The 26,560-nt window shown below is 69.5% G+C and carries 30 protein-coding genes and 3 pseudogenes; 16 read left to right on the top strand and 17 right to left on the bottom strand.

What is annotated here, in order from left to right:
* The first annotated feature begins 69 nt into the window (after positions 1 to 69).
* Complete coding sequence (locus tag ACH4UK_RS13705) at positions 70 to 561, top strand: hypothetical protein (RefSeq protein WP_398356210.1); 492 nt, start codon at positions 70 to 72, stop codon at positions 559 to 561.
* Between the two features lie 137 nt (positions 562 to 698).
* Here the strand turns inward: ACH4UK_RS13705 and pip are convergent, their stop codons facing one another.
* Positions 699 to 1,679 carry a prolyl aminopeptidase gene (gene pip, locus ACH4UK_RS13700; RefSeq protein WP_398356209.1) on the bottom strand — a complete coding sequence of 327 codons (981 nt, stop codon included), beginning with the start codon at positions 1,677 to 1,679 and terminating at the stop codon, positions 699 to 701.
* A gap of 56 nt (positions 1,680 to 1,735) precedes the next feature.
* On the opposite strand from pip, the gene ACH4UK_RS13695 reads away from it, so the two are divergent.
* Positions 1,736 to 2,221, top strand: a complete 486-nt coding sequence (locus ACH4UK_RS13695) for a hypothetical protein (RefSeq protein WP_398356208.1) — start codon at positions 1,736 to 1,738, stop codon at positions 2,219 to 2,221.
* A 129-nt stretch (positions 2,222 to 2,350) separates the two neighbouring features.
* Here ACH4UK_RS13695 and ACH4UK_RS13690 read toward each other — a convergent pair whose 3' ends face one another.
* Both ACH4UK_RS13690 and ACH4UK_RS13685 read right to left on the bottom strand, forming a co-directional pair.
* Positions 2,351 to 4,441, bottom strand: coding sequence for a serine/threonine-protein kinase (locus ACH4UK_RS13690; protein ID WP_398356207.1), 2,091 nt, complete (start codon positions 4,439 to 4,441; stop codon positions 2,351 to 2,353).
* Positions 4,442 to 4,554: 113 nt separating this feature from the next.
* Positions 4,555 to 5,376 (bottom strand): SDR family oxidoreductase, encoded by an 822-nt coding sequence (locus ACH4UK_RS13685; RefSeq protein ID WP_398356206.1) that lies wholly within the window; start codon positions 5,374 to 5,376, stop codon positions 4,555 to 4,557.
* Positions 5,377 to 5,611: 235 nt separating this feature from the next.
* Between ACH4UK_RS13685 and ACH4UK_RS13680 the strand changes: the two genes are divergently transcribed.
* The 3 genes from ACH4UK_RS13680 (at position 5,612) to ACH4UK_RS13670 (ending at position 7,874) form a co-directional block, all read left to right on the top strand.
* On the top strand, positions 5,612 to 6,388 hold the full coding sequence (locus ACH4UK_RS13680) for an SDR family oxidoreductase (protein ID WP_398356205.1): 777 nt from the start codon (positions 5,612 to 5,614) through the stop codon (positions 6,386 to 6,388).
* A 113-nt stretch (positions 6,389 to 6,501) separates the two neighbouring features.
* Complete coding sequence (locus tag ACH4UK_RS13675) at positions 6,502 to 7,386, top strand: LysR substrate-binding domain-containing protein (protein ID WP_398356204.1); 885 nt, start codon at positions 6,502 to 6,504, stop codon at positions 7,384 to 7,386.
* Positions 7,387 to 7,544: 158 nt separating this feature from the next.
* Complete coding sequence (locus ACH4UK_RS13670; RefSeq protein ID WP_398356203.1) at positions 7,545 to 7,874, top strand: nuclear transport factor 2 family protein; 330 nt, start codon at positions 7,545 to 7,547, stop codon at positions 7,872 to 7,874.
* Positions 7,875 to 7,915: 41 nt separating this feature from the next.
* On the opposite strand, the gene ACH4UK_RS13665 is transcribed toward ACH4UK_RS13670, so the two are convergent.
* The 3 genes from ACH4UK_RS13665 to ACH4UK_RS13655 all read right to left on the bottom strand — a co-directional run bounded on the left by ACH4UK_RS13665 (position 7,916) and on the right by ACH4UK_RS13655 (position 11,281).
* A complete protein-coding gene (locus ACH4UK_RS13665) occupies positions 7,916 to 9,556 on the bottom strand; it encodes a helix-turn-helix domain-containing protein (protein ID WP_398356202.1) in 1,641 nt (546 codons plus the stop codon).
* Between the two features lie 74 nt (positions 9,557 to 9,630).
* Positions 9,631 to 10,437: an SAM-dependent methyltransferase gene (locus tag ACH4UK_RS13660; RefSeq protein WP_398356201.1), complete on the bottom strand. Its 807-nt coding sequence runs from the start codon at positions 10,435 to 10,437 to the stop codon at positions 9,631 to 9,633.
* Complete coding sequence (locus tag ACH4UK_RS13655; RefSeq protein WP_398356200.1) at positions 10,412 to 11,281, bottom strand: helix-turn-helix domain-containing protein; 870 nt, start codon at positions 11,279 to 11,281, stop codon at positions 10,412 to 10,414. Before ACH4UK_RS13655 ends, ACH4UK_RS13660 begins: the two co-directional genes overlap by 26 nt.
* A gap of 235 nt (positions 11,282 to 11,516) precedes the next feature.
* Between ACH4UK_RS13655 and ACH4UK_RS13650 the strand changes: the two genes are divergently transcribed.
* Positions 11,517 to 11,942, top strand: a complete 426-nt coding sequence (locus ACH4UK_RS13650) for a hypothetical protein (protein ID WP_398356199.1) — start codon at positions 11,517 to 11,519, stop codon at positions 11,940 to 11,942.
* Between the two features lie 73 nt (positions 11,943 to 12,015).
* On the opposite strand, the gene ACH4UK_RS13645 is transcribed toward ACH4UK_RS13650, so the two are convergent.
* From ACH4UK_RS13645 to ACH4UK_RS13635, 3 genes are all read right to left on the bottom strand, one after another.
* Positions 12,016 to 12,645, bottom strand: a complete 630-nt coding sequence (locus ACH4UK_RS13645; RefSeq protein ID WP_398356198.1) for a class I SAM-dependent methyltransferase — start codon at positions 12,643 to 12,645, stop codon at positions 12,016 to 12,018.
* A 104-nt stretch (positions 12,646 to 12,749) separates the two neighbouring features.
* Entirely contained in the window at positions 12,750 to 13,064 is a 315-nt protein-coding gene (locus tag ACH4UK_RS13640; protein ID WP_398356197.1) for a DUF6980 family protein, read from the bottom strand.
* A gap of 299 nt (positions 13,065 to 13,363) precedes the next feature.
* Complete coding sequence (locus ACH4UK_RS13635) at positions 13,364 to 14,134, bottom strand: transposase (protein ID WP_398356196.1); 771 nt, start codon at positions 14,132 to 14,134, stop codon at positions 13,364 to 13,366.
* Positions 14,135 to 14,228: 94 nt separating this feature from the next.
* On the opposite strand from ACH4UK_RS13635, the gene ACH4UK_RS13630 reads away from it, so the two are divergent.
* Complete coding sequence (locus ACH4UK_RS13630; RefSeq protein WP_398356195.1) at positions 14,229 to 14,777, top strand: hypothetical protein; 549 nt, start codon at positions 14,229 to 14,231, stop codon at positions 14,775 to 14,777.
* Positions 14,778 to 14,933: 156 nt separating this feature from the next.
* Here ACH4UK_RS13630 and ACH4UK_RS13625 read toward each other — a convergent pair whose 3' ends face one another.
* Positions 14,934 to 15,563: a class I SAM-dependent methyltransferase gene (locus ACH4UK_RS13625; protein WP_398356194.1), complete on the bottom strand. Its 630-nt coding sequence runs from the start codon at positions 15,561 to 15,563 to the stop codon at positions 14,934 to 14,936.
* A 36-nt stretch (positions 15,564 to 15,599) separates the two neighbouring features.
* On the opposite strand from ACH4UK_RS13625, the pseudogene ACH4UK_RS13620 reads away from it, so the two are divergent.
* The 5 genes and pseudogenes from ACH4UK_RS13620 to ACH4UK_RS13600 form a co-directional block, all read left to right on the top strand.
* A pseudogene (locus ACH4UK_RS13620) lies at positions 15,600 to 15,840 on the top strand (transposase); the annotation flags it as partial.
* An 83-nt stretch (positions 15,841 to 15,923) separates the two neighbouring features.
* A pseudogene (locus ACH4UK_RS13615) lies at positions 15,924 to 17,043 on the top strand (IS630 family transposase); the annotation flags it as partial.
* A 49-nt stretch (positions 17,044 to 17,092) separates the two neighbouring features.
* A complete protein-coding gene (locus ACH4UK_RS13610; protein WP_398356193.1) occupies positions 17,093 to 17,665 on the top strand; it encodes a S1 RNA-binding domain-containing protein in 573 nt (190 codons plus the stop codon).
* 265 nt (positions 17,666 to 17,930) lie between these two features.
* A pseudogene (locus ACH4UK_RS13605) lies at positions 17,931 to 18,209 on the top strand (hypothetical protein); the annotation flags it as partial.
* A 66-nt stretch (positions 18,210 to 18,275) separates the two neighbouring features.
* Positions 18,276 to 19,127: a helix-turn-helix domain-containing protein gene (locus tag ACH4UK_RS13600; RefSeq protein ID WP_398356192.1), complete on the top strand. Its 852-nt coding sequence runs from the start codon at positions 18,276 to 18,278 to the stop codon at positions 19,125 to 19,127.
* Positions 19,128 to 19,189: 62 nt separating this feature from the next.
* Here ACH4UK_RS13600 and ACH4UK_RS13595 read toward each other — a convergent pair whose 3' ends face one another.
* Positions 19,190 to 19,606: a DUF6336 family protein gene (locus tag ACH4UK_RS13595; protein ID WP_398356191.1), complete on the bottom strand. Its 417-nt coding sequence runs from the start codon at positions 19,604 to 19,606 to the stop codon at positions 19,190 to 19,192.
* 363 nt (positions 19,607 to 19,969) lie between these two features.
* On the opposite strand from ACH4UK_RS13595, the gene ACH4UK_RS13590 reads away from it, so the two are divergent.
* The 3 genes from ACH4UK_RS13590 to ACH4UK_RS13580 are packed head-to-tail and all read left to right on the top strand — an operon-like array spanning position 19,970 to position 22,805.
* Positions 19,970 to 20,401, top strand: coding sequence for a hypothetical protein (locus ACH4UK_RS13590; RefSeq protein WP_398356190.1), 432 nt, complete (start codon positions 19,970 to 19,972; stop codon positions 20,399 to 20,401).
* Positions 20,398 to 22,218, top strand: a complete 1,821-nt coding sequence (locus ACH4UK_RS13585) for an alpha/beta hydrolase (RefSeq protein WP_398356189.1) — start codon at positions 20,398 to 20,400, stop codon at positions 22,216 to 22,218. The genes ACH4UK_RS13590 and ACH4UK_RS13585 overlap by 4 nt, the downstream gene beginning before the upstream one ends.
* Positions 22,215 to 22,805, top strand: coding sequence for a hypothetical protein (locus tag ACH4UK_RS13580; RefSeq protein ID WP_398356188.1), 591 nt, complete (start codon positions 22,215 to 22,217; stop codon positions 22,803 to 22,805). Before ACH4UK_RS13585 ends, ACH4UK_RS13580 begins: the two co-directional genes overlap by 4 nt.
* 32 nt (positions 22,806 to 22,837) lie before the next feature.
* Here the strand turns inward: ACH4UK_RS13580 and ACH4UK_RS13575 are convergent, their stop codons facing one another.
* Together ACH4UK_RS13575 and ACH4UK_RS13570 are read right to left on the bottom strand one after the other, a co-directional pair.
* Positions 22,838 to 23,077, bottom strand: coding sequence for a DUF397 domain-containing protein (locus tag ACH4UK_RS13575; protein WP_398356187.1), 240 nt, complete (start codon positions 23,075 to 23,077; stop codon positions 22,838 to 22,840).
* Positions 23,074 to 23,454 (bottom strand): DUF5753 domain-containing protein, encoded by a 381-nt coding sequence (locus tag ACH4UK_RS13570; protein ID WP_398356186.1) that lies wholly within the window; start codon positions 23,452 to 23,454, stop codon positions 23,074 to 23,076. Before ACH4UK_RS13570 ends, ACH4UK_RS13575 begins: the two co-directional genes overlap by 4 nt.
* Here ACH4UK_RS13570 and ACH4UK_RS13565 point away from each other — a divergent pair.
* Positions 23,420 to 23,803: a hypothetical protein gene (locus tag ACH4UK_RS13565; RefSeq protein ID WP_398356185.1), complete on the top strand. Its 384-nt coding sequence runs from the start codon at positions 23,420 to 23,422 to the stop codon at positions 23,801 to 23,803. The two genes, ACH4UK_RS13570 and ACH4UK_RS13565, sit on opposite strands and share 35 nt — an antisense overlap.
* A gap of 40 nt (positions 23,804 to 23,843) precedes the next feature.
* On the opposite strand, the gene ACH4UK_RS13560 is transcribed toward ACH4UK_RS13565, so the two are convergent.
* The 4 genes from ACH4UK_RS13560 to ACH4UK_RS13545 all read right to left on the bottom strand — a co-directional run bounded on the left by ACH4UK_RS13560 (position 23,844) and on the right by ACH4UK_RS13545 (position 26,528).
* Complete coding sequence (locus tag ACH4UK_RS13560; protein WP_398356184.1) at positions 23,844 to 24,194, bottom strand: DUF4333 domain-containing protein; 351 nt, start codon at positions 24,192 to 24,194, stop codon at positions 23,844 to 23,846.
* 224 nt (positions 24,195 to 24,418) lie between these two features.
* Positions 24,419 to 25,198 (bottom strand): hypothetical protein, encoded by a 780-nt coding sequence (locus ACH4UK_RS13555; RefSeq protein ID WP_398356183.1) that lies wholly within the window; start codon positions 25,196 to 25,198, stop codon positions 24,419 to 24,421.
* Positions 25,199 to 25,377: 179 nt separating this feature from the next.
* The gene (locus ACH4UK_RS13550; protein WP_398356182.1) at positions 25,378 to 25,974 is read right to left on the bottom strand and encodes a DinB family protein; all 597 of its coding nucleotides are present in this window, start codon (positions 25,972 to 25,974) and stop codon (positions 25,378 to 25,380) included.
* A gap of 35 nt (positions 25,975 to 26,009) precedes the next feature.
* Positions 26,010 to 26,528 (bottom strand): PaaI family thioesterase, encoded by a 519-nt coding sequence (locus tag ACH4UK_RS13545; RefSeq protein WP_398356181.1) that lies wholly within the window; start codon positions 26,526 to 26,528, stop codon positions 26,010 to 26,012.
* Between the last annotated feature and the right edge of the window lie 32 nt (positions 26,529 to 26,560).

The following is a 26,560-nucleotide window of genomic DNA, read 5'->3' as shown; positions in this document are numbered from 1 at the left end:
GCCGAAGTCCCAGGGGCTTTCGTCAAGCGTCGGGAAGACGGCTCCATTCATCTGCGACGGAAGGGCACGGTGGTATTCGGATGGGCCATCATTCTCGCCTTCTGTCCGGTGCTCCTCCTGTTCGGTCTCGCGGAAGTCGAAAAGTACGGGTTCCGGGGGGTGGGTCTCCTCTGGGTGACGGGATTCGTTTCTGCGATGATCGTTCGTGCAACCATCAGGCCGCGAGTCGTTCTCGACCCGGACGGATCCATCAGGGATGTAGGGCCGCTCCTTGAGACGACCCTGTTCAGGGATGACGGCCTTTCGGTGAGATGTGAAAGCAATGGATTGATGATCATTTGCTCGGGTGGCGAGCGCGGTGCGTGGTCGTTCTCGCAGAGCCTTATGGGTGGAAGGTCCGCTCGCCATGCGTGCAGGTTCATCGATGGGTGGCTGAAGAGGGAGCGGGATGTGCCTTCAGCGCGTGTGCACGCGGGCAAGAGAAGAAGATGGCATGTCGGGCCCGTCGACGTGTTTCTGCTCGTGGCACCCTTCGCCGCTCCCGTGCTCATGAAATTCTGAGTGGCGCCCACGGGTGGCCCGCCGGTTCCTCGGCGTGCCGCCCGCTGTCGCCCCCATTCTCGCGAAGCGCTCTCCAGGGAGCCTTCGGCGGCGGCTGCATGATGGCTGAGCCAGCACGCTCGGAGATTCTCTGAGCCTCACCGCTCCGTTCCCGCGAACCCGTCCAGCGCCCCCAGCACCGCCCGCCGGGTCTCCGTACCGCCCAGGTGCCCCGCGTTGTCGATGATCGTCAGCTCGGCGTCCGGCCAGGCGCGGGCGAGTTCCCAGGCGGTGATCAGGGGGCTCGCCAGGTCGAAGCGGCCGTGGATGAGGGCTCCGGGGATGCCGGTGAGGAGGTGGGCCCCGGCGAGCAGGTGGCCCTCCTTCAGCCAGGCTCCGTGGGCGAAGTAGTGGGCGCAGATCCGGACGAACGCCTGCTGGGCGCGGTCGGGGCGGCTGCTGTACGGGGGCGGGCCCGGGTTCGCCTCCATGGAGAGGACCGCGTCCTCCCAGGCGCACCAGTCGGCCGTCGCCTTCTCCCGCACGGCGGTGTCCTCGCTCTCCATGCGGCGGGCGTACGCCGCGACCAGGCCGGCCGGGTCGCTCGTCTCGGGGACGCCCGCGCGGAAGGCGTCCCAGGCCTCGGGGAAGAGTTGGCCGACGCCCCGGTAGAGCCAGTCGATCTCGCTGCGGCGGGTCGTCGTCACCGCGGGGATGACGATCTCCGTGACCCGCCCGGGGTGGGCCTCGGCGTACGCCAGGATCAGCGTGGAGCCCCAGGAGCCGCCGTACAGCAGCCAGTTCTCGATGTTCAGGTGTTCCCGCAGGCGTTCCATGTCGGCGATCAGGTGGGCCGTCGTGTTGTGCGCCATGTCGGTCGTCGGGTCGCTCGCGTGCGGCGTCGAGCGGCCGCAGCCCCGCTGGTCGAAGAGGACCACCCGGTAGCGGTCCGGGTCGAAGTACTGGCGGGCGCGGGGCGTGCAGCCGGAGCCGGGGCCGCCGTGCACCACCAGGGCCGGCTTGCCGTCCGGGTTGCCGCACGCCTCCCAGTGCACGAGGTTCCCGTCGCCGACATCCAGCATGCCGCTCGCGTACGGTTCGATCGGCGGATACGGCGTGTCGTCCGGTGTCCGGTCCATCCCAGGGCCTCCCTCGTGAAGCGGACACCCTACGGCAGCCGCGTAGCCTGGTCGCCGTGAACGCTACTCCCCGGGTCCTTGCCGTCCTCGACGAGATCCTCGCCTCCACCGAACCCGGCGAGCGCGGTGCTCTGTGGCATCTGGCCGAGCCGGGGAGGGAGTTGGACGCCAATCTGGTGCGACTGCCGCCCGACGCGGAGGTCGGTGAGCATCAGGAGGACGTGCTCGACGTGCTTCTCGTCGTGCTGGCGGGGGCGGGCAGCCTCAGAACGGGCGGCCAGGTCCTGGAGCTGGGGCCGAGCACCGCGCTCTGGCTGCCCCGCACCTCCCGCCGCGCGCTCACCGCGGGGCCGGACGGGCTCACGTACCTCACCGTCCACCGCCGCCGCCCCGGCCTCGCGATCAAGCCGCCGGGCGGGGCGTACGAGGGCGGCGAGGGGCCCTGCATGCTGGACCGGGTCTGCCCGGAGTGCGGGCGGCTGTCGCAGGACCCCGCACCGGTGTTCTGCAGCCGGTGCGGGGAGCGGTTCCCCGAGCGCTGAGCCCGCGTCAGGGGCTTGTGCGTCCCGTCGGCGTAGGGGCCCTGCGTCGGGTCCCTGCGCCGGGCTCGTGCCTCCTGTCGGCGCCGGGGTCTGCGAGGGGCTCTGCGGGTCCCGTCCGCGTCGGGCCCCTCAGAGCCCCTCGCACTCCGTCAGGTCCGGCCGGCCCGGCGGGTTCTTGTTGCCCACCAGGCCGGACAGGTTCTCCTTGTACATGTCCTCCCAGATCCGTCCGTCCAGGATCGTCCGGAGCGCCGAGCACACCTCGCCCTTCAGGATCGGGGTTCCCGGCCGCATCGCCACGCCGTAGCCCTCCGCGCCCTGGATGTTCTCCAGCCGCCGCACCTTGCCCGGGTTCGCCTCGACGTACCCGGCCAGAATGATGTCGTCCGAGGCCACCGCGTACACGTCGGACTTCGGGTCCAGCAGCTTGTCCAGGCAGTCCTGGTAGGTGTTGGGCTGCGACTTCGCCATGGTGAAGCCCTGCTCCGGCAGCGCCTTCTCGTAGGTCGAGTCCCGCGCCGTGCACACCTCGACCCCGAGGTCCCGCAGGTCGCTGGAGTCGTTGATCGTGTACTTGGCCGACTTCTCGCGGACCAGGAAGCCCCGGCTCGCCTCGTAGTAGGGGCCCGCGAAGTCGACGCTGTACCCGCCGGGCGAGGCCGTCTTGCGGTCGTCGGTGATGCTGTACGAGGCGATGACCAGGTCCACCTGCTTGGTCTTCAGCGCGGTGCTCCGGTAGTCCGTGGCAACCGTCGTGAAGGCGACCTCGCCCTTGCCGTAGCCCATGCTCTCGGCGATCGCGTAGGCCAGGTCGATGTCGTAACCCCGGTACGTACGCGTCTTCTTGTCGAACTTGCTCAGGCCGGGCTGGTCGCCCTTGACGCCGATCTCCAGGGTGGGGTGCCGGTCCTTCCACCGCTCCTGCGTGCCGCTGCCGGCCGGGCCCTCGCCCTGGCCCCGCACCGACCCGGCCCGGTCGCCCGGCCCGCCGTCCTCGCCGTCGCCCTGCGAGACCAGCCAGCCCGCGCCGGCCAGCAGCGCCACGCACACCACGGCGGCCGCGACCTTCCAGCCCCGGTGCCGGGCGCGCGGACCGCGCGCCGCCGGAGGAACGTGCGTCGATGAGGGCACGGCGGGCGCGGGTGCGGGAGCCGGAGCGGCCGGAGACGGAACCACCGGAGGCGGGGTGGGGGTCGAGGGGCGCGGCGTGGGGGCGGCCGTCGGCGGGTGCGTGTTCGAGGCACCGGCGTCCGGCGCGGCGGGGTCCGCGAGCACCTCGCGGAGCATCGCCTCTGCCGCGGCCGCGTCCAGTCGCTCCCGCGGGTCCGTGATCAACAGCCCCTGGACGACCGGGGCGAGAGGCCCGGCGTACCGGAGGGCCGGGTCGGGGGACTGCCGGATGTTCTCCTGGACCTCCCAGACCTCTTGCCCGGCGAAGGGCATGCGGCCCTCGACCATCTCGTACAGCGTGATGCCCAGCGCCCACAGGTCGGAGGCGGGCGTGGGGCCCGGGGAGGCGGGGGCGAACAGCTCGGGTGCCAGGTAGGGGGGCGTGCCGATGACGCTCCCGAACTGGGTCACCTGCGCCGCGCCCTCGAAGGTGGCGATGCCGAAGTCCACCAGGATCGCGAGCCCGTCGTCGCGGACCAGGACGTTGCCGGGCTTGACGTCGCGATGGACGACGGACGCGTCGTGGACCGCCCGCAGGCCCCGGAGGATCTGGAAGGCGATGTCCGCGGCCCTGGGCACGGAGAGGACCCGTTCGCTGCTCAACAGGTCCCCCAGGGACCTCGCTTCGAGCAGCTTCATCACGATCCAGACCTGGTTGTCGGTCTCTACCTGGTCGTGGACCGTCACCACGTTCTGGTGCTCGATCTTGGCGATGGCCTCCGCCTCGCGGCGCGCCCGCTGCATCGCCGCCGCCTGGGTGCCCGGGGTCACCGTGTTCCGGTCGAGCAGGCCCTTCACGGCGACGTACCGGCGCAGCCGCAGGTCGTGGGCCTTCCAGACCTCGCCCATCCCGCCGCTGCCGATCGGCTCCAGCAGCTCGTAGCGGCCGTCGATCACGGTGCGGGGGGAGGGCGGAGCGTCCTGTGGCGGCACGCCCGGCCACGCCTGTGGTGCTCCCGCGGCCTGCCGGGGGTCGTTGCCCGCCCAGCGGTCGTCGGGACGCCCGGCAGGCCCGTCGCCCGCTCTGCCGGCACTGTCTTCGTTGTGCATACGACCCCCTGTGCACTTCATGGACCACGCCAGATTAGACGCTCCTCAAGGTGACGGACGTCCCGATCTGACGTGCTGGTTCGCGCCCCGGAGGGCTGTTGTGCCGAGCCGGGTCAGGAAGCCGCGCCGCCGTTGCTCTTCAGCAACTGGCCGTTGACCCACTGCCCTTGGGGGGAGCAGAGGAAGTCCACCAGGTGGGCGGTGTCCTGCGGGGTGCCGAGGCGGCCGAGCGGGGTGTCCCGGGCCAGGGCCTCGCGCAGCTCGTCGGTCATCCAGCCGGTGTCCACCGGGCCGGGGTTGACGACGTTCGCGGTCACGCCCAGGTGGGCCAGCTCGTGCGCGGCGGCCAGCGTGATGCGGTCGAGGGAGCCCTTGCTCGCTCCGTAGGGGAGGTTGCCCACGGTGTGGTCGCTGGTGAGCGCGACGATCCGGCCCGTCGCGGTGCGGGGCGTCGCACCGGAAGCGCTGTCGGGCGTGGAGCGGAAGCGGAGCCCGTACTCGCGGATCAGCAGCCAACTGGCCCGGGAGTTCACCGCGAAGTGCCGGTCGAACGCCTCCACCGTGGTGTCCAGCAGTCCCGAGTCCACCGACTCCGCGTGTGACAGGACGAGCGCGGTCACCGGCCCGAGGCGCTGCTCGGCCTCGTCGAAGATGCGGGCCGGGGCGTCGGGGTCGGACAGATCCGCCTCGATCGTCGCCGTACGGGCCCCGGCGTCCGCCAGCTCCTGGGCGATGGACGCGGCGGCCCCCGGCTCGGCGCCCCAGTCCATGCGGCGGTCGTAGGGCGTCCAGTAGGTGAAGGCGACGTCCCAGCCGGAGGCCGCCAGCCGGCGCGCGATGCCCGCGCCGATGCCGATGCTGCGTCCGACGCCGGTGATCAGGGCGATGGGGCGGGACGGCCCGGGGGTGGGCGAAGGCTGCTCGGTGATCGTCACGCGGTGATCCTTCGCGACCCGTACGCGTACGTCAATGGCCTTTCCGGACGCGGGGGGCGACGCCCTCGTTCCCGCCCTGACCTGCGATGACCCGCGTTGACCTGCGGTGACTCATCTTCCTGGTGGGTCGACTCGATCTTTGTGTTTCCCTCCGGCGGGGATGCGCTCCTAGCGTGGACAGCGGAAATCGCAGCGAAGGCCGCATTTCGGATGTGGCCGGCAGAGGGGATCCGTCATGAGTGAGCAGCAGCAGCGGCAACAGCAGAAGCAGCTGGGTGGTAGGACCGCGGTGGTCGCCGGAGGCGCGAAGAACCTCGGCGGCCTGATCAGCCGCACGCTCGGCGAGGCCGGCGCGAACGTCGTCGTCCACTACCACGGCGAGAACACCGCCGCCGATGCCGAGAAGACCGCGGAAGCCGTACGGGGTACGGGCGCCCAGGCCGTCGTCGTCCGCGAGGACCTCACCCGCGTCGAGGGTGTGCGGAGCCTCTTCGACCAGGCGCTGGACGCCTTCGGTGGGGTGGACGTCGCCGTGAACACCACCGGCATGGTGCTGCGGAAGCCGATCGGCGAGACGACCGAGGAGGAGTACGACCGCATGTTCGCGATCAACTCCAAGGCGGCGTACTTCTTCCTCCAGGAGGCCGGCGCCCGGCTCAACGACGGCGGCCGCATCGTCAGCCTGGTCACCTCCCTGCTCGCCGCCTTCACCGACGGGTACGCCACCTACGCGGGCGCGAAGGCCCCGCTGGAGCACTTCACCCGGGCGGCGGCCAAGGAGTTCGCCCCGCGCGGCATCGCCGTGAACAATGTGGCCCCGGGACCGATGGACACGCCGTTCTTCTACCCGCAGGAGACGCCGGAGCGCGTGGAGTTCCACAAGTCCCAGGCCATGGGCGGCCGGCTGACGGAGATCGAGGACATCGCGCCGCTGGTGAAGTTCCTCGTCACCGAAGGCGGTTGGATCACCGGTCAGACGATCTTCGCCAACGGCGGCTACACGGTCCGCTGACCCGTCCCCGCCGACACGCCCTTGCCGACCCGTCCCCGCCGACCCGTCCCCAGGGGGTGTCCGGCCATCCCCGCAGTGCCCTGTGAAACGTCGTCGGCGTCCGGGAGGACCGCGTGAGTCTGGACCTGCGCAAACTGGAGCATCTCGTGGCCGTCGCCGAGGAGGGCGGGTTCACCCGGGCGGCCGAACGGCTGCACCTGAGCCAGCAGGCGCTGAGCACCTCCATCCGCACCCTGGAGCGGCACGTCGGCGTCCAGCTCCTGGACCGGGGCCATCAGCACGTCACCCCGACCCCGGCCGGGCAGGCCCTCATCGACGACGCCCGCGCCCTCGGCGCCCAGGCGCTCGCCGCCCTGGACCGCGCCCGCCGCATCGGGCGCGGGCAGGCGGGGCACCTGCGCATCGGTCACACTCCGGCGGTCACGGCCGAGGAGGTCGTGGACCTGCTGACCCGCGCCGGTACGGAGGAGCAGGGCGTACAGGCGCACGTCCGCCAGCTCTTCCCCGACGAACTGCGCGAGCAGCTCCTCACGGGCGCGTGCGACCTGGGCCTGAGCCGCGCCATGCCCGCCGACACGGGGCTGACCCGGGCCCGCATCGCCGAACACCGCCTGAGGGTCGCGGTCCCCGCCGGGCACCCGCTCGCGGCCCGGCCCGCGGTGGCCCTGGCCGACCTGCGCGGCCAGCCGCTCACGGTGTGGGGCGAGCCGGGCTCGTCCGCGTACACGGATCTTCTGATCGGCCTGTGCCGTCAGGCGAACGTCGAACCGGACACCCGGCGCAACCCGGTCCAGGGCACGCCGCCCATCACGGCCGTCACCGCGACCGGCCGCATCGCCTTCGTCACGACGGCCCCGGGCCCGGCCGCGGGCGGCGCGGCCCAGGTCATCGAGCTGGACCCGCCCGTCCACGTACCGGTCCACGCGCTGTGGCCCGCGCACACGACGTGTCCGGGCCGGGACCTCTTCCTCAGCCGGACCGCCGAGGGAGCCAGGTGACGACGATCGGGGTGGCGAGGGATCGGGGGTTGCGGGGCCGCCCGTCCGACAGCGCGCACGCGGGACGGCCCGCCCGACATGCGGTGGCGGGTGTGCCGACAGAGACTCGGTGAGGATTTCCGGGACACCCGTCCCGGACGTGCCGGAGGAGGAACACGATGACCACTTCGATCAGCGACCCGGTGGTGGAGAAGTTCATCGCCACGGTGAACGCGGGCGACAGGGCCGCCTTCTTCGGCGACGTACTCACCGAGGACGCCACCATGTCCGACGACGGCAGCGAGCGGGACCTGGCGGCCTGGACGGAGAAGGAGATCTTCTCCCCGAAGGCCAACGGCCGGATGGAGGTCGTGGACGCCTCCGACGACGGCCGCACCCTCGTCGTCGACTACACGAACGACGCCTGGGGCACGATGCGGACCCGCTGGGTCTTCACGGTCTCCGGCGACCGCGTCAGCCGCTTCGAGACGGGCCAGGCGCCCTCCTGAAGCCGCCGCGCGCACGACCCCGAGGCTCCGGAAGCCGGAGTTCACAGGCGGCGGTAGGTGCGGCCGCCGCGCCGGGGGAGGGCTGCCGGGTCGTCGGGACCGTCCGCTGTGGCAGCCAGCGCGAGGTGGAGCTCGGCGCGCACGGTGGCGTCGGCGAGGTTCTGCGCGAGGTGTTCGGCGCACTGGGTCAGCCAGATGGCCAAGGTCGTGCGGTGGACGTGCAGTTCGGCCGCGGCGGGGGCGGTCTTCGCGTGGTGGCGCAGCCAGCAGGCCAAGGCGATCCGCAGGTGCGGCTCCAGCCCGCCGACCAGGCCGCTTGCCCAGGTCCGGGCCGCTTCGGTGTCCAGGAGGCCGTTCGGCAGCGTTGCCAGCCGGGCCGGGCCGGGCGGCCCGGGGGCGCCCGGCCGGGCTGAGCCTCCGTCGCCAGCCGATGCCGATACCGATGCCGATACCGATACCGATGCCGCTGACGACTGCTGCTGCTCGCGCTCCACGCCGGTTCCGTCGCTGCCGCTGCCTTCGCCTTCGCCTTCGCCTTCGCCGTCGTCGGGCGTGGGTGCGCGGAAGGCGAGCAGCAGGTGCGCTTGTACGGTCGCGTCCTCCAGATCGGCGCCGAGCAGACGGGAGAGGTCGCGTATCCGGGCCCGGACCGTGCCGGCGGACAGGCCGAGCGCGGCGGCGGCGCGGGGCTTGCTGCCGGTGCGCAGCCACACCAGGAGCAGGTGCTGGTGTGCCGGGGTCAGCGGACGGAGCACGGATCCGGCCCACCGGGTGTACGGGGCGGTGGGCAGGAGGCGGGCGAGCCGGGAGGTGCCGACGGCGTCGGCGGGGACGATACGGCGGGTGGTGGTGGCGCTGTGCCGGGCGGCGGCGGCGTCGCTGTGGGCGGTGGGCATCTCGGCCAGGGGCAGGGGTCCGGCCATGCCCGCGAGCAGGCGGTGACGCTCGCTCACCCGGGATACCAGGCGCAGGATCCGGCCGTCGTCGCCGCCGCGGTGGAGCTCGGCGACGACGAGTTCGCCGTCCAGCCGGCCCATCAGGGTGCAGGCATCGGCGTGCGGGGCGAGGGAAGGGCGTGCGGCCCGCCAGAGGACCTCGTGGGCGGTGGGGACGTCGGCGCCGGTCAGCCGGTACACCGTGACATGCGTGAGCCTGCTGCCGCCCGGGGTCTCCCTGGACATGGGCCTGCTCCCGCCCGCGGATTCCCTGCTGCCGCCCAGGGTCTCGGTGACGGCGGCGGTGTGGCCGGCCAACAGCAGCCGGATCAGGGTGGCGTGCAGCCGCATCTGCTCGTCCCGCAGCTCCGCCGCCCGCTGCCCGCGCACCTCCAGAAGAGCCGCGGTGGTCGCGGCGACATGGGCGGCGAAGTCCTGGGGCACGGTGGGCGCCGGGGTCAGGACGAGGACGGCACCGGCCGCCGGGCGCTGGACGCAGTGCGGGTGTTCCTGCGGGGCGGCGGCCGCGTGCACGCCACTGGCGGCCGCGGCGGCGGGGGTGCTGTAGACGGCCCCGGCGATCGGGTCGGCCAGCACCGCCCACCCGTGGACCAGGGACGCGGCCTCACTGATCAGCTCTGCTCCGGACCGGGTCGCCGCCCGCAGCAGCCGGCCCGCCGTCTCCCGCCCGTTGCGGGCGCCCCAGGAGCCGGCGGCCTCGCGGTCGGTCGTGCCTGTGGTGCTCATACGCAAGCCTCTGCGGGCCGTGCGCGCCGCGCACGGGGAAGTGCCGTGCGCGGCGCGGCAGTTGCGGACGTAGGTCAGGGAATGCGGGCGACCGCGCCCCACCCGGCCCGAGCCGTGGTGGTGCCGGTGTTCGCGTCGGGCCGCCAGTTCGGCCAGGACACCATCCCCGGCTCCACCATCTCCAGCTCGTCGAAGAACGCGATCGTGGTCTCCGGCTCCCGGAAGATGTACGGGATCGCGCCGCTCGCGTTGTACTCGTCCTGGACGGCCCGGTGGGCGTCGTCGGACGCGGTGGAGTGGCTGAGCGAGAGGTAGCTGCCCGAGGGCAGGCGGTCCACCAGCCGCCGCACCAGGGAGAGGGCGTCGTCCCAGTCGACGATGTGCCCCAGGACGTCACTGATCACGAGGGCGACGGGCTGGTTCAGGTCCAGGGTCTTGGCCGCCCCGGTGAGCACGGTCTCGGTGTCGCGCATGTCCGCCTCGACGTAGGCGGTCGCACCCTCGGGGGTGCTGGTCAGCAGCGCGTGGACGTGCAGGAGCACCAGGGGGTCGTGGTCGACGTAGACGATCCGGGATTCCGGGGCTATCCGCTGGGCGACCTCGTGCGTGTTGTTCGCGGTCGGCAGCCCCGCGCCGACGTCCAGGAACTGCCGGATTCCGGCGTCCCGGGCGAGGTGGGTGACGGTGCGGCGCAGGAAGTCCCGGGACTCCCTCGCGAACGTCTCGATCAGCGGGTACTTCTCACGGTAGGCGTCACCCGCCGCCCGGTCCGCCGGGAAATTGTCCTTGCCGCCGAGCCAGTAATTCCAGACACGTGCGGAGTGCGCGACGCTCGTGTCGATCTGTGCGGGCAGTTCAGGCCCATTTCCGGTCGTACTCATCCTGTAATACCTCTCCTGTTCGGGCCGGTCGCATCGCCATCACGCACGACACGTCCAGCATTCCCTGATACGTCTGTACGGGGTGGGGGCTGTCCCACACCTCCGCGGTGCCGGGCAGCCCGCCCTCGCGCACCACATGGTCCGCGATCTCCCGGCTCTCCACCCGGTAAAGGCTCAACGCCGGTACGCCGGTCAGCGGGTGCGGAGGTGCGTACTCGGGGTGCAGTTGCATGGTCACATCCTGTCGCTCGGCGGCCTGTTGCAGGGTGCTGACCTGCTCACGCATCACCTCGTCGCCACCCACCCGGCACCGCAGCGCGGTGACGGGCAGCACCGCCCACAGCCTGGTCTGCTGCTCCTGGAGCTTCTTCTGACGCTCGACCAGAAAGTCCGCCCGCCGCTGTCGCGAGGCGGCGTCCCGGTCGGGGCACATCACCTCGTCCACGGCCATCGCGTAGGCCGGGGTCCGCAGCAGCAGCGGGACCAGCGCCGGGTGCCACGTGCGTACGACGCCCGCCGCGGACTCCACGCTCATCAGGTCCATCAGCCAGGGCGCCATCGCGTCCCGCCACGGATGCCACCAGCCGGGCATGTTCGCCGCGTTGAGCCGGCCCATGATGTCGTCGGCCTCCGCCGCACCCGCCCCGTAGGCCGTGAGCAGGGCGGATACCTGCCCCACGTCGAGGGAGGTCTGCGCCTGCTCCAGCCGGCGCAGCGTCGTGGGGTGCCATCCCAACTGCGTTGCGGCCTGGGAGACGGACAGGCCGACGCCTTCCCGGAGGCGTCGCAGACGGGCCACCAGGACCAGGTGCTGTGCCGTCCGGCCCGACCTTTCGCGCGCCACGGCCTCCCCCTCCCTGTACCGGCTCGATCTATCCGACATTCCGCGCAGTCTGCGCACAGTGCACACAGCGCACCTTGCGACGGTCGCACGGCGCTCTCAAGGTAAGCATGTCCGACTCCATCGCACACCAACTCGGCGGGACCGGGCCGCTCCCGCCGTCGCCTCCGCCCACCGTCCCGTGCACCGCAGTTCCGCGCACCGTCGTTCCGGCGGCCCGTTCTCTGGAGCCCACCCCATGACCAACCTGACGCATCTGACCCACCCGGCCCACTCGGCCCACCCCGCACATCAGGCTCATCCGGACCTCCGGTCCGTCGTCGCGGCCCCGAGGCCCGCTCCGGCCCGCCCGCTCGACCTGCGCGTCCGCGCGCAGCGGATCCAGATCGACGAACTGATCGTCGACGACCCCCGTCAGGTGCTCGACCACGCCAGACAGGCCGCCCTCAACGACCCGGACACGGCCGCCCTGCTCGGGCACAGTCCCACCGCCTCGATGTCGCTCCCGGCAGCGGCCGCGCTCCTGTGCGCGCTCTACGACACCGACGAACTCACCACCATGGGGCTGCGTCTCACCCGCCACACCACCCGCGTCAGCGCCTCCAACCAGCAGACGGAGCCCGTCTCCCTGGTGCGGTCCAGCACCCCCGACCAGGAGGACTGAACACCCGCGGGACCAAGCGGACTCCGCTGCTCGAAGCCGGCTCGGCCCGGCAGGGACGGTGCCGCGCGGCCCGTCACACCGACTCGAGCACCAGGCGGCTCCAGCGGACGCCGGCACGGGCGTGAAGATCGGTGCCCTCACTGCGGTGTACTGCCCGCAGACCGTGCGTACGGCCCAGCCGGACCGTGTCCGCGGCCGACACGTCGAACATGCGGCGGCCCTCGGGAACAGGCCCGTGCCGCAGATTGACGAAGAACCGGCCACCCGGCACCAGCAACGAGACGATCCTGGCCATCGCCCGGAGGCGCTCCTCCGTATCCAGGTGCATCCACACCGCCGTGGCGAAGACGGCGTCGAAGCGGCCTGGATGCCGGTGCAGGGGCAGGTCAGGAAGAGCGTCGTCGACCCAGTCGACCGTACGGACTCCATGGATCGCCCGCCCGTGCGCCCGCAGCTCCGCGGTAGGCTCCGCCGCCACGACACGGTGCCCACGGGCCGCCAGCGCTGCGGCATCGCGCCCGGTGCCCGCGCCCACGTCCAGGATGCGGGCGGGCGCGGCGGGAACCAGATGCAGCACGTCGCGGTGGACCGCGTCGAAGGTGACCTGCTCGTACTGCACGGCCAGCGCGTCGGCGGCTTCGGCATACCCGGCCGTGCTCGAGGCCGGTGCGGTCGCGTTCCCGGGAACGGCTTGATCACCCATGGCAGGAGAGGCTAGCGGCCCCCAACGCCCCTGGCCGGGCCGTCCGACCAGTCCTGCCAGTCCTGGGGCGTGTATCGGAAGTGGCTTGAGAGGCTGCTGGTTCGTCAGTCCGGCGACGGGGCGGCGAGCCAGCGGTCGTCCTGGAACTCGGCTGGGACTTCGTCCTCCCACGGATCGATCCCACGGCGTTCCAGCTCGTCGAACCACCGGTCCCGCTGTGATTCGGGGAGGCGTCGTCCACACCAGGGGCAGAAGTCGATAGTGATGCTCGACGTGCCGCCGTCGTGGATGATCAGCCCGTACTCCAGGAACTTGGCGCTGAACGTGATCACCGCGTCCGGACAGGCAAAGGGATCGTTGTGCTGGTCGCAGGGCACGTTCACCCGGCGGCTCATCGCCTCGCAGCAGTGACTGGTCATGACCTCGGCTTCTCGTTCATCTGCACTATGCCCCGAAGTGGATCACGGCCGTGATGATCGCTGGGCCCTGGGCCCTGGGCGCGGGGGTATGACCTGTTCCGCCGCCGGCAGCGGGACGGCACCTGGCAGCGGATCTTCAGCGAGCTGCAGGCTTCCCAGGTGATGAGCTCCCTGGAGTCGGCCTGGGCCGTCCTCGTGGCGGCCATCAACAAGCGGCTGTATCCAGCACATTCGATGCACGCCCTAAGGGCTGTCCCGCAAAGATCCTGAAGCCGCCCCGGGCATGGCGGCAGCCATGCTTATCCGGCGAGGGCGAGGTTGTGCATCCGGGCGATGCCGAGCATGGCGTGGTGGACGCCATCGCCTTTGAGGCGGCAGTCGCGGAGGATCTTCCAGGTCTTCATGCTGGCGAAGACGTGCTCGACGCGGGCCCGGACCTGTTTGTGGGACTTGTTGTGTTCCTCTTTCCAGTCCGGGAGTTCGCTCTGGCCGCGCTTACGGCTGTGCGGGATGACGAGGCCGGTGCCCGGGTAGCCGCCGTCGGCGATCGTGACGGTGTTGCCCACGGCGGCCTTCGCGCCGGACTCCTCCCACGCCTTGCAGTCGTTGCGGTTCCCGGCGAGCGGCCGGCCGACCACCACAACCAAGCGGGTGTCGGCGTCGATGACGACCTGGTGATTGGTGGAGTACCGGTAGTTCTTCGACCGCTCGGCGATGGCGTGGTCACGGGTGGGGACCAGGGTGCCGTCCACGATGAGCACGGTGTCCTTGGCGAACCGCCTACGGGGCTGAAGTGCGAGCAGGGGTCCGAGATGGTTGATGACTCGGCCGGCCGTGGACTTCGAGACGCCGAACAGCGGAGCGAGCTGCCGCAACGTCAAATTGGTGCGCCAGTACGCCGTGACCAGCAACACCCGGTCCTCCAGAGGCAGGCTCCACCGCCGGCCTCGGTGGACCACATCTGCTCCATCGCGCCGCAGCGTGGTCAGCAGCTTGCCAAAGCAGCGCGGGCTCAGCCCCGCGAACGGGATTATCCAGGACGGTTCCGATGCCGTGATCACACTCACCACATCATGATCACCACTCAGGCCGGCCCAATGCCGAAGCAATCCCACAGTTACGCTGCTCGGGGCAGTCCACAGTGCGCAAGACCCGGGGGAAACCGTGAACCGACCTCTGCTGTTCCTCGACGTGGACGGGCCGCTCAACCCTTACGCGGCCAAGCCGGAGCGGCGTCCCGACGGCTACACCACACTTAGAGTCCCCCGGAACGACGCCCATCAGGACGACAGAGGCCTCTCGTCCCGACGGCCCCTGCGGGTCTGGCTCAACCCAGAGCATGGACGATCCTTGCTCCAGCTCGGCTTCGAGCTGTGCTGGGCCACCACGTGGATGGACGACGCCAACCGGTGGATCGCACCGGTCCTGGGCCTTCCGGAACTTCCCTTTGTGGACTTCGGCGACGTCCTGCTCCAAGAGCGCCCTGATGGCGTCCACTGGAAGACCGGGCCGCTGGTGGACTACGCAGGCGACCGTCCTTTCGCGTGGGTGGACGACGAGCAGAGCGAGTTGGATCAGAGCTACGTGACCGCCCACCACCAAGGCGCCGGGCTCCTGCACCACGTCAACCCGCGGATCGGCTTACGGGAAAACGACTTCCACTCGCTCGCCGACTTCGCCCGGTTCCTGGACACCTCACGAACCACCAGTTGAGCACCTCGCCGGCTCTTCCGGCTGCTCTGCACTCGGAGCCAAGATCTTTGCGGGACAGCCCTTAGGGCCCGTCTGACAATTCCGGTCTGATCAGCGAGATTCGGCTGAGCTGGCAATCCGGAGGTGCGCCGATCGACTGGGGGGACTGGGCAGTGGCTACGAACGGCGGGCCAGTAGATGGGCGTCGAGGAAGCCCCGATCAGAGGATGGATCGTGGAGCAGCCGGGCGAAGGGATCGAGCCCAGCATCGCCCAGCAGTTCGGCGAGGCGATCCACCGGCCAGCTGTAGGCGGGCGCCACCTTGTGGTCGAACCGGACCGGTTCTTGTCCGTCGGTCCCGAAGAAGGAGACCAGGAGCAGACCGTCCGGTGCCAGGACGCGTACCTGTTCGGCGAGCAGCTCCGGTAGTTCTCCCGGAGGGGTGTGGATCATCGAGTAGTGGGCCAGTACGCCGCCGAGCGCGCCGTCCTCGATCGGCAGGGATTCCATCCGCGCCTCTTGGAAGCGCAGCGCCGGATGGGCCTGCCGGGCGTGGTCGACCATGCCGGGGGCAAGGTCTAGTCCGAAGGCGTCCAGGCCGAGTTCGTGCAGCATGGCTGTCAGATGTCCGGGCCCGCACCCGACGTCCGCTGTCCGCAGGTTGCCCGTCGCGCGCACCAGCTCGGCGAAGGTGCCGATCATGGCCCGGGAGAAAGGCTGTGTCTCCAGCCGGTTTGCGAACAGCGATGCGTACAGGTCGACGACACCGTCGTAGGCAGTCCTGGTCTCGTCCTGATGATTTACCACGGGCAGGACTCTATAGCCGGTCTGATAATTGATCTTGTGGCAGGTCGAGGTGAGCTGACGGACGCGGCATGGAGGCGGATAGAGCCCCTTTTGCCTCAGATGGACGGACGCGGCCGTCCGTGGCGTGATCACCGGCAGGTGGTCAACGGGGTGCTGTGGCGGCTGCGGACCGGGGCTCCGTGGCGGGATCTTCCCGAGCGATATGGGCCGTGGCAGACCGCCTACGAGCGGTTCGGCCGCTGGGAGGCGGACGGCACCTGGGTACGGTTGCTAGTGCGCTGACCGCATAGGTTGACCGGTTTGGTGATTGTGGCGGCAGTTGGATGGGTGATGACGTCCGATCCGACCGCTGGAGGTGCGGTGGCCGAGCCTGTCCGTCTGCGCAGACTGACCGACCAGGAGGGGCAGAAGCTGCAGCAGATTGTGCCTCGGGGCAGCACCAGCTCGGTGCGCTATCGACGCGCGATGATGCTGCTGGCCTCGGCCGGCGGGAACCGGGTGCCCGTGATCGCCCAGCCGGTGCAGGCCGACGAGGACACTGTCCGGGACGTGATCCATCGGTTCAACGAGATCGGCCTGGCCTGCCTGGACCCTAGGTGGGCGGGAGGCCGTCCCCGCCAACTCAGCCCTGCAGACGAAGACTTCGCCATCCAGACGGCCATCACCCGCCCGGCCAAACTCGGCCAGCCCTTCACCCGCTGGTCCCTGCGCAAGCTCGTCGCCTACCTGCGCAAAGCCCACGCCCACGTGATCCGCATCGGCCGCGAGGCGTTACGCTGCCTGCTCGCCCGCCGCGGCATTACCTTCCAGCGCACCAAGACATGGAAGGAATCCCCCGACCCGGACCGCGAGGCGAAGCTGGACCGGATCGAGGAGGTCCTCGACCGCATCCCTGACCGGGTCTTCGCCTTCGACGAGTTCGGTCCGCTCGGGATCCGTCCCACTGCGGGCTCAGGCTGGGCTGAGCGGAAGCGCCCCGACCGGCTGCCCGCTACCTACCACCGCACCCACGGCGTGCGCTACTTCCACGGCTGCTACTCGATCGGCGACGACACCCTGTGGGGCGTCAATCGCCGCAGAAAGGGCGCCGCCAACACGCTGGCCGCGCTGAAGTCCTTCCGCGCTGCCCGGCCAGACGGCGCCCCAATCTACGTGATCCTGGACAACCTGTCCGCCCACAAAGGCGCCGACATCCGCCGCTGGGCCGGGAAGAACAAGGTCGAGCTGTGCTTCACCCCGACCTATGCATCCTGGGCGAACCCGATCGAAGCCCACTTCGGACCGCTGAGGAAGTTCACCATCGCCAACTCCCACCACCCCAACCACACCGTCCAGACACGGGCCCTGCACGCCTACCTGCGCTGGCGCAACGCCAACGCCCGCCACCAATGACGTCCTGACCGCCGAACGCAAGGAACGCGCCCGCATCCGCAGCGAAAAAGGCATCCGCTGGGGCGGACGTCCCCTCAAGACCGCAGCGCGATCACACTTCCCACCCAGTGCACGGCTCCTCGTGAAAGGCTGGGAGCATGATGGGTGGACAGTCTGAGAACCCAGAACTCTGGGCCTTCCTGGAATCACCGCACCGCGGCGAACTCCTTTCCGGCACCGTCACAGCGATCGAACGCTTCGGTGTGTTCGTGGCGCTGGACGACGGACCCGACCATCCGGTCTTCCCTGGCGTCGGGTTTATCTCCTTCGCTGAACTGTCCTGGCGACATTTCGAGGCAGCCTCCGATGTCGTGCAGGTTGGACAGCGCCTCTCATGCGAGTTCCTCCAGTTCGACACGTGGAACCTGGAGGCCAGACTGTCCTTGAAAGCCACACAGCCGGACCCCTTTCAGGTATTCGCTGACACCATCGCGGTGGGGCAGAAACTGTCTGGCCAGGTCACCAAGCTGATCCCGTTCGGCGTCTTCGTCCAGGTCGCCGACGGAATCGAGGGACTGGTTCACCTGCGAGAGCTCGCCTGGACACCGGTGGAGACTCCATCAGATGTCGTCCAGGTCGGCGACAAGATCACGGTGGTCGTCACCGAGATCGACCGAGAGCGACGCAGGCTGGCCCTCTCCCGACGACAAGGCTCATCCGCCGCCGTGTGATGCGCTGCCTTCCTGCGACAGCTCCCTTGCACGAGAGTTCCTGGACGTCTGCTTAGCCAAAGGAGGCACGCTCGCCCGGCCGGTGAACCTTTGCGGTCAGAGCACTAGCGAGGCGGCGTTCAGAGACGCCAGGGAGGTTGCGCGAGGTTGCTGCCTTCAGCAGGCGAGTTGCGAGAAGTTGCCGATTCAGGTCCCCGGAACACAAGACACCGGGCGTCGAACTCACGGAAGCTGTGAGCCAAGGCTCTCTGGGAAGGACGTGGTTGTGTCCCGACGTCTGCGTTTCAACGGCACGGGCAGTGGTGTGAACGGATGCTCGTCCCTGCACGAGGATCTCGACACCGGCGAGGTCGTCGTACACGGAATGCCTCTCACCGACCCGGCCGAGATCGCCCAGCTCCGGCACCTCAATGAGGGAGAGGTGCCCGTGGTGGTGCCGCGTGAGCTGCTGGTCGACTTCGGCCCGAAGGAGGTCGTCCGCGTGCCGAACGTCATCGGACTGGACGAGTTCGACCGGCTCTTCACTCAGTTCGACCATCACGCTCTCCCGTACGAGGAGTTGGCGGTTGACTTCGCTGCGGTGAAGGGGACCTGAGGCAGGCACGCACCGGTGAGTACGGATTACCAGCAGGCGCGGGAGGCTCTCGGCGAACGCCTGCGCGAACTTCGCCTCTCAGCCGTCGGTGGCCGGCTCACCGGTACGGAGCTCGCCGTGCGGAGCGGGTGGAACAAGTCCAAGGTCAGCAGGCTGGAGAACGGCAGGCAGACCCCCTCGCCCGACGATCTGCGCGCCTGGGCGGGGGCGACCGGCCGGCCCGACGCGTACGACGAACTGCTCGCGCGCCTGCGAGGTTTCGAGTCGCACATCCGCTCATGGAGACGGCAGTTGGCCTCCGGCCACAAGGTGGTTCAGGACACCCACCTGGGCGCTCATGCCCACGCGTCGGTGTTCCGCGGTTGGGAGCCCTCCATGGTCTTCGGGATCCTCCAGACGCCCGACTACGCACGGTCGATCTTCACGAGATACGCGGAGCTGCAGCGCTCCCCGCGCGACACGGAGGAGGCGGTGCGCTCCCGTATGGAGCGGCAGCAGGTGCTGTACGACCCCTCGAAACGCTTTCACCTCATCCTGTGGGAGGCGGCGCTTCGGGCCCTGGTCTGCCCGCCTGCGGTACTCGCGGCCCAACTCGACCGTCTCGCCGGAGCCATCGGGCTGGACACGGTGGAGCTCGGGATCATTCCTTTGTCCGCTCCTCTCAAGATCCCTCCGGCCACCGCTTTCTGGATCTACGACGACCGCCAAGTGATCGTGGAGAACTGGCATGCGGAGCTGTGGATCGATGATGTGAGCAGCGTGGACACCCACCTGCGGACGTGGCAGACGCTTCGGGAGTCTGCTGTGTACGGTGTCGACGCCCAGACGCTCGTCGCCGCCGCGCGTGGGGCGTTGAACGAAGGATGATCCTGGCCGCCGCCACCTCAGGGGCGGCGTCTTCGGGTCCGGTCCCGTGGCAGCCGGGGGCCTCAGGCCCCCCACAGCCAGGAGCCGTACGCGGCGGACGCGACGAGTTCGCCCAGGCCGAAGGCGAACGGAACAGGGGCCAGCAGGAAGACGCCGGCGCGGACCAGTGCCGGCCCGGCGATGGAGACCACTTCATGGGGACCGCTTGTCGTGAAGAAGTCACGCCAGCGCAGGACGTCCCCGGAGCTGGACGCCCAGAAGAACAGGCCGATCACCAGGAAGACCGTGCCGGTCAGCAGTCCCAGAAAGGTGGTCGCTTCCAGCAGGTCGACACGGGCGTCGTGCTCGCGGAGGACGAAGGTGGCGACCACTAGGCAGACCGCAGCCCCCACGCCGTACGCCGCCCCGCGCACCACAACGTCCCGCAGACGTAGGCGTGGTTCGAGTACCTCGTTCGCGTCCCTGCTCTTGCCGGCCATGGAGGTGTCCCCGCTTTCGCTGTGTTTGCTGCTACGAGGTGGCGAACTCCACGAGGGACGTCCAGGAGTCGGGGAGATGCCGAGCACAGGGACGGTGTGGGAGCAGAAGCGGCGACCTCGATCCAGTTGCCGTTTTCAGGGTCGCCGTTGCTGGGCTTGAACCAGTGGAGGTCGGTGCTCATATTCCCGAGATGCATCGCGACCACACCATGCTCCCCGGTGCGTAAGCAAGCGGAAATGTCTGGCATGCTGCCCTGCCCAGCCGTTTCCTTGTCTGAAACTCGTTCCCGACCGCATACGTGTGCATAACCTGCGCTAGCCTCTCGAGGCGCAGAAATGGAACGCAGCCAGAGGGGGAGCGTCGTGTCCTATTCGGAGCGCTGGCAGGAGTTGTTCGGACCGAACGGAGATGGGCCCGCGATGAGGCTCGCCTCGGCGTCCGATGATCCCGGGGCCGGCGCGGGCGGAACAGGGAACCTCAAGTACAGCAAGGGTCCTTGGACCAGTGCTTCCGGCACTGCCGGCGATCTGCGGACCAGCGCGGAGACGAGCCGGTCGGTGCTCGGGCGTGGGCACGAAGGTGTCGAGGCGGGAGCCGCCGGTCTCAGTTCCGCCACGGCCCTCAAGAGCGTGCTGACGTCCTGGGAGGCGCGCCTTCAGGAGGTGCGGGACGAGTGCGAACAGCTCAAGGGCACCCTGTTGACGGTCGCCAAGGAGATGGGGGAGTCGGAGACCGCGATCAAGTCGTCCCTCAAGAGTGTCCACGTCCCAGGCGAGGCAGATAAGAAGCGATGACCGGATCCCTCACTTGGCAGCAGCTGCGCGACCTCAAGACCTCCGAGCTCACGCAGGCGGGCGACAAGTGGCACGAGGTCTCCAGCCGTTCGGCTTCCGATGGGGCACGGGTCGACCGTGCGATGTCCGCGAAGCTCCGCGATACCCAGGAGAGCGATTCGGCCGAGGCGGCTCTCGGCAGACTTCGGCGCCTCAGCCGCAACTTCCAGTACGTGCAGACCGAGTGCGGACTGGTCCGTACGGCGCTCAACGGGCTTGCCGGAGATCTCGCCGAGCCCCAACTCCAGCTGAAGCAGGCACTTGAGGACGCCGCCTCCCTGAACTTCACTGTCCACGACGACGGCTCCGTCAGCTATCCGGCTGCCAAGGTCGAGGATCTGACCGGGGCGAAGCAGGATGCTCCGGGCGGTAGTTCGCAGGGCAGCTCGCGTCTCCCGCTGGAACCGCCAGGCCTCGGATCACCGGGGCAGCACTCGCTCTCCCCCGGTTACTCGGGTTTCAAGCCGATCAACCCGAACGCGGCGAAGGCACAGGGCGTGGCCGACCGTATCGCCCGAGCCGTACGGTCCGCGCGGGAGATCGACGCCCGGTACGCGAAGACTCTCAACGGCCTGAAGGCGGAGAAGGGCCTCGATGTCACCGCGGCCACGCTGAAGGACGTCTTCCGGGACACCGCCGACGTCCGCTCGACCGCGGGTATGCACCTTGCCGAAGGCATTCCGCAGGACAAGGATCCCGCTGACCGCAAGAAGTGGTGGGACGGGCTGACCGAGGAACAGCGGGAGGAGTACTTGAAGGTCGCACCGGATCTGATCGGTGATCTGGATGGCATCCCGGCGATGGCCCGCGACGAGGCGAACCGCAACTACCTGCCGGTCCTCATCGACGACCTGGCGCGGCAGGATGGCGACGAGGCGAAGACCAAGCTCAGCGCCCTCCGCATGATCCAGGACAAACTGAAGGAGCCCAGCCACCCACCCATGTTTCTTCTGGGCATCGGGGACGAGGGCAACGGACGTGCGATCGTCTCGTACGGCAACCCTGACAGCTCCAGGCACGTCGCGGCGTACGTCCCCGGTCTCGGTACCAAGCTCAACGACGACTTCGTCACTGGCACGATGAAGCGGGCCCAGGACACGGCCATCGGTGCCCAGAAGGTGGATCCGTCCACTGCCTCGATCATCTGGCTGGGCTACGACGCCCCGCAGAGTGTGGACGTGATGTCGAAGGGCGATGCGCAACGGGGTGCCCCGGCGTACAACGAGTTCATGGCAGGCCTCTCGGCGACGAACGCGAACGAGGACCCGCATGTGACGGCGATCGGGCATTCCTACGGCTCGCTCACCGTGGGCACGGCCGCCAAGGAGTCCGGCGGGATCCCGGGCGTCGATGATGTGATCCTGCTCGGCAGCCCCGGCGTGGACGCGCAGAAGGCGACGGAACTCGGCGTGGGCAAGGACCATGTGTTCGTGGGCGCAGCTGACAACGACCCGGTCACCCACCTGCCCACGAAGGGGGAGTCGGCGCTCGCCGCGGGGCCCGCCTGGGTGCTGGGAGGCGCCGAGGGGAGCAGGAGGGCTGGTGATCTCTTCGACGTCGGCAACGACGACCTGTACTTCGGCAAGGACCCGGCGAGTGAGGCGTTCGGAGCACAGCGCTTCGAGGTCGACGACGGGCCCAGGATGGTCCTCGAGGCCGGCAAGTTCGAGGCCCACTCCCAGTACTTCGATCCGGAGAAGGACAGGGTGTCGGCGACCAACATCGCCAGGATCGTCGGCGGAAGTCCTGAGGACATCGTGAGGGAGGAGCATCGATGAGGCGCATCACGCGGACCGTTCGCCTGGCCTGTGCGGCGGTTGTGGCCGGCGCGCTGCTTGCCGGGTGCGGGCTGTTGGGCGGTGCCAAGAACGTGAAAGGAGCAGTGGCAGGCATGGACATGCAGGGAGCGGCGGAGCGCGCCGACGGGATGTTCTACGCGACTGTCGGGGAGATCAAGCCGGAAGTCGAATGGGACCACTACACGACGACGACCGGCAGTTGCGACGTGACGCGCTACTGGACTGTGATGACGGTCATCTCCGAACAGCGCCGGGGCAACTTCCTTGGTGTGGTCGAGCGTTTCTGGAAGGCGAGCGGCTATCGGATCGACATGGTAATTCCGAGCAAGGAGATGCCTGAGATCATCGCCACATCCAAAGACGGCTTCGGTATCAGCGTCATGTTCGGCTACAAGGGGCAGGCGTTCTTCGAGGTCACGAGCCCTTGTGTGGAAGAGTCGAAGGTGGCCGCGCCCACGAAGGCGGCGAACGGCCGCGCGTACGAAGGCGAGATCCCCACCCCCAACGTCCGCTCCGGCTTCTGGTCCGCCGAGTCCCCAGTACCGGGCCCCGCCCCCTCGCCCTGACTCCAGCGTGGGGCTGTTTGCCCTGGGGCAGCTCAGGAGGCGGCGAACTCCACGAAGGACGCCCAGGTGCCGGGGGAGACGGCGAGCGCGGGGACGGTGAGGTCCTTGGAGTCGCGGATGTGGATGGTGTGGGGGCAGGTGGCTACCTCGACGCAGTTGCCGCCCTCGCTGCCGCTGTAGGTGGACTTGGACCAGGTGAGCGCCACCTCTACACAGTCGCCGCCCTGGCTGCCGCTGTAGCTGGACTTGAACCAGTGGAGGTCGGTGCTCATAGTTCCTCTGCCATCTTCTCGATCGTCTCCAGCGTCCTCTCCGGAGTGTAAGCCTGGGCCCGTGTGACGCCATACTGGCCGAACAGGTTGCCCAATTCCGGGTGTTCGGTGATGAAGAAGCTGCCGCCCTGCCCCTCGATATAGGCGAGTTGCTGGCGCTTGTCGGTCTCCAGCACGACGAAGGGGCCGTCCAGCGCCGCGTGGTCCTCGCGGTACGGGTCCATCAACTGGATCCGTACGTGCCGGAGCCGCGCCACATCGGCGAGATGGTGGAGCTGGGCCTTCATCACACGGCGGCCGCCGATCGGCCGGGTCAGCACGATCATCTCCAGGACGAAGCTGATGTCGGGCAGTGGCCTGCGCGACAGCAGCTTCATTCACTTCGACGCCGTCCGGGCCATCGGCTTGCTCGGTGAGGAAATCGCGTACGAGGTCATGCAGTTCACCGACTTCAACGCCGGGCCCATCGTCCGCTCCGGCATCGGCGAGCGCAGCATGTACTTCCTGCTCGCGCCCGGAGCCGCCGCCGAGCACCGGTGGCCTCCTGGCGTGGAGGCGATGAGCAGGGACGCGCGCGGGGACGCGTTCGTCGGGGTTCCGGCGCTGGGCGGGGGCACCTGGCCGTTGGACTGGCGGTCGCGGCCCACGGCTCAGGATCCGTTCGTGGACGGTGTGTTGCTGCATGAGATGGCCTGGCTGAGGGCGGAGTGCGCGGTGAGGGAGTGAGCCGGGCAGTTCGTCGCTCTCCCGGCGCTCCGGCGGGTCCTCAGCTCAGTGACAGGGTGCCCTGATCATCCCTGATCTTCACCTTGGCCCAGGCGTGGCCGCTGGTTCCGTCGCCGCCGACGCCGTTGACCCTGCACTCGAACTCCCGGCCCGCCTCGACGGGGACGGAGGCGGGGCAGGTGACGTCGTCGATGGTCGGGGGCTCCTTGAATTCGGCGGGGTTGACGTGGTTGAGCACGGCCCGCGCCAGCGCGTCCTGGTCCAGGACGCGCGGCGACTGAACCGCGGGGCTCCCGGCCAGCAGCATGATCATGTAGGTGAGCGCGCAACCGGCGATCACGGCCAGGGAGAGCGCGACGACGGTACGGGCGGGGCTGCGTTGATCAGTCACCCGGACAGTCCTATCCGGCTGTCCGTGTTCAGACAACCTCAGCGGCGTGACATGAAGTCGCCTCCTCGGGCGGACCGCCGTCGCTCGTGGGTGCGTCAGGCCGGCAGGTTCTCGATCACCAGCGCGTTCCGCCGGCGGCGCTCCGCCCCCGCGAGGCCCGGACGTCCGCGCTCACCCGCTCGGGCCCGCGAGTTCACCGGAGGAACGCTTCCGCACCCCGTCCGCTAGCGGGTGGCGACGTAGTCGCCGGTCGACGACCTGGGGCCGGAGGTGGAGTTGCCGTAGTACGTCCAGCGCCAGGTTCCCGGTCCGGTGGCCTTCACCGTGGTCTTGAGGGCGCCCGTCTTGCTCGATGTGGCCTTCTTGACCGTCTTGTACGAGGTGGCTCCCGCCGCCTTGAACTGGAGGCTCACCGAGCGGCCCCCGTATCCCTGGTACGTGTGGGTGTTCCAGTTCGCCCGGGTGACCTTCCCGGTCACGGTGATCGTCTTCCCCTTCACGACCGGTTCCGGCGTGGCGTTGACGGTCACCCTCGTGGCCCGCTTGACCTGGAGGGGGAGGTTCTCGTCGTCGATGTCCTGGGAGTCCTTGGGGAGGAAGAGCCGTGCGGCGGTCTTCCAGGCGCCGGCGTCCTCGTTCCCGAAGTCGGTGTGCCGTGGGTCGATGTAGAGCCACTGCTCGAAGTCGCAGGTGCCCGTGGCCTTGTTCACGACCTTGCAGTCGCTGCCGATGACGGCGGAGTGCATCGTGTCCATGTTGCTCAGCTTTCCCCGGTAGGGAAACACCGTCGGCCCGTACTTGTACTTCAGCTTGGTCGTCATCCGGAAGGTCGCGTACACCTCGACCTCCTCCTTCACCCCCACCACGATCGGCTTCCCGCCGTTCACCGTGACCCGGGAGAAGGCGACCCCGCCCTCCGCCGCCCCGGCCGGTACCGCCGCCACCCCGGTGAACACGGCCACCGCCCCGCCGGCCACCGCCGCTCTCCACATCGTCTTGCGCATCGTCGAGCCCCGCCCTTTCCCCTGCCGCCTGGCCGAGCGCGCAGGCGCACCGGCCGGAGGTCTGTCCTCGCGGCTGATTGTGGGACCGGGAAGGGCCGTACGTGGTTGTACCGGGGGCAGCAACGATTCGATCACCGACGAGGATCTCCGCGAGAAGCGCAGCACCGTCGCAGGCCCGGTCAAGCCTTGCTGGATGCGGTCTTGGACGTGGCCTGCCTGGCGGCCTGTTCGATCTTCGCGCAGTGGGCGGCACGGGCTTCCTGGTCGATCTGCTGCTCGTTCTCGGCGCGCACCCCGGTCCGGCCGTCGAGGCCCTCGCGCAGGATGTCGGCGTGCCCGGCGTGCCGGACGGACTCGCCGAGGACGTGGACCATGACGGCGAACAGGTTCGTGTTGGGACAGGGCTCCGGCCACCACGGCACGTGGCCGGGGGCGTCGAGGGGAAGCGCGTTGATGGTCGCGTCCGAGTGCTCCCAGACGCGCCGGTAGAACCCGATGATCTGATCGAGGCTCTCGTCCTCGGTCGCCCACTGATCGCTGCCGTCGGAGTCCTGCCACCGGGGCAGCGGTTCCGGGGAAGGTCGGTCGAAGACCTCGCCGAAGTACCTGGCCTCGACGGTGGCCACGTGTTTGACGAGGCCGAGGAGGTTGGTTCCGGTCGCTGTCAGAGGCCGGCGGACGTCGTATGCGGACAGGCCCTCGAGTTTCCAGAGCAGCGCCTCGCGGTCCCGCCGCAGTCTCCCGTGCAGGTTGTCCTTCGCGAATTCAATGATCATGTGGCACGCACCTTCTCTTCAGGGCGGTTCCTCTGTCAGGCGTCCTCAGCAGGCCCCGGCACGGGAGCCTTCTCACCTGATCGCCCGGACCGCTCCTCATCGGCGGGCCTGGTCACGCGGATCAGGGTCTGCTGGCCGTTGGCGACCAGCTTGCGGAGGCCGCCGTCCTGGACTCCGTACACCTCCAACTGGCAGACCGTCAGGGTGCGTCCCGGCTTCAGGACGGTGCCGATCGCCTCCAGGTGGTCACCGGCTGCGGGCGCGAGGAGGTTGATCTTGTATTCGACGGTGAGGACCTCTGAGTCCTCGTCGAACAGCGTGAGCGCGGCGTAGCCTCCGGCGCTGTCGGCGATGGCGCTGGTGGCGCCCGCGTGTACGTAGCCGTGCTGCTGGGTCACCTCGGGGCGGGCCGGGAGGGTGATGTGCACGCGGCCGGGGCCGATATGGGTGAGGCGGGCGCCGAGGTGGGTCATGAGGCCCTGGCGGTCGAAGCTGGATCGGATGCGCTCGCGGACCCGGGGGCTTGCCTGTTCGGGCTGCGTCTGGTTCTCCACGTGCGTGGTCTCCTTCAAGTCCGCTTGCCGGT

Source organism: Streptomyces sp. NPDC020884 (assembly GCF_044333935.1).
GTDB lineage: Bacteria > Actinomycetota > Actinomycetes > Streptomycetales > Streptomycetaceae > Streptomyces.
The sequence above is the reverse complement of the archived record's forward strand: the minus strand, read 5'-3'. Positions and strand labels throughout refer to the sequence as shown.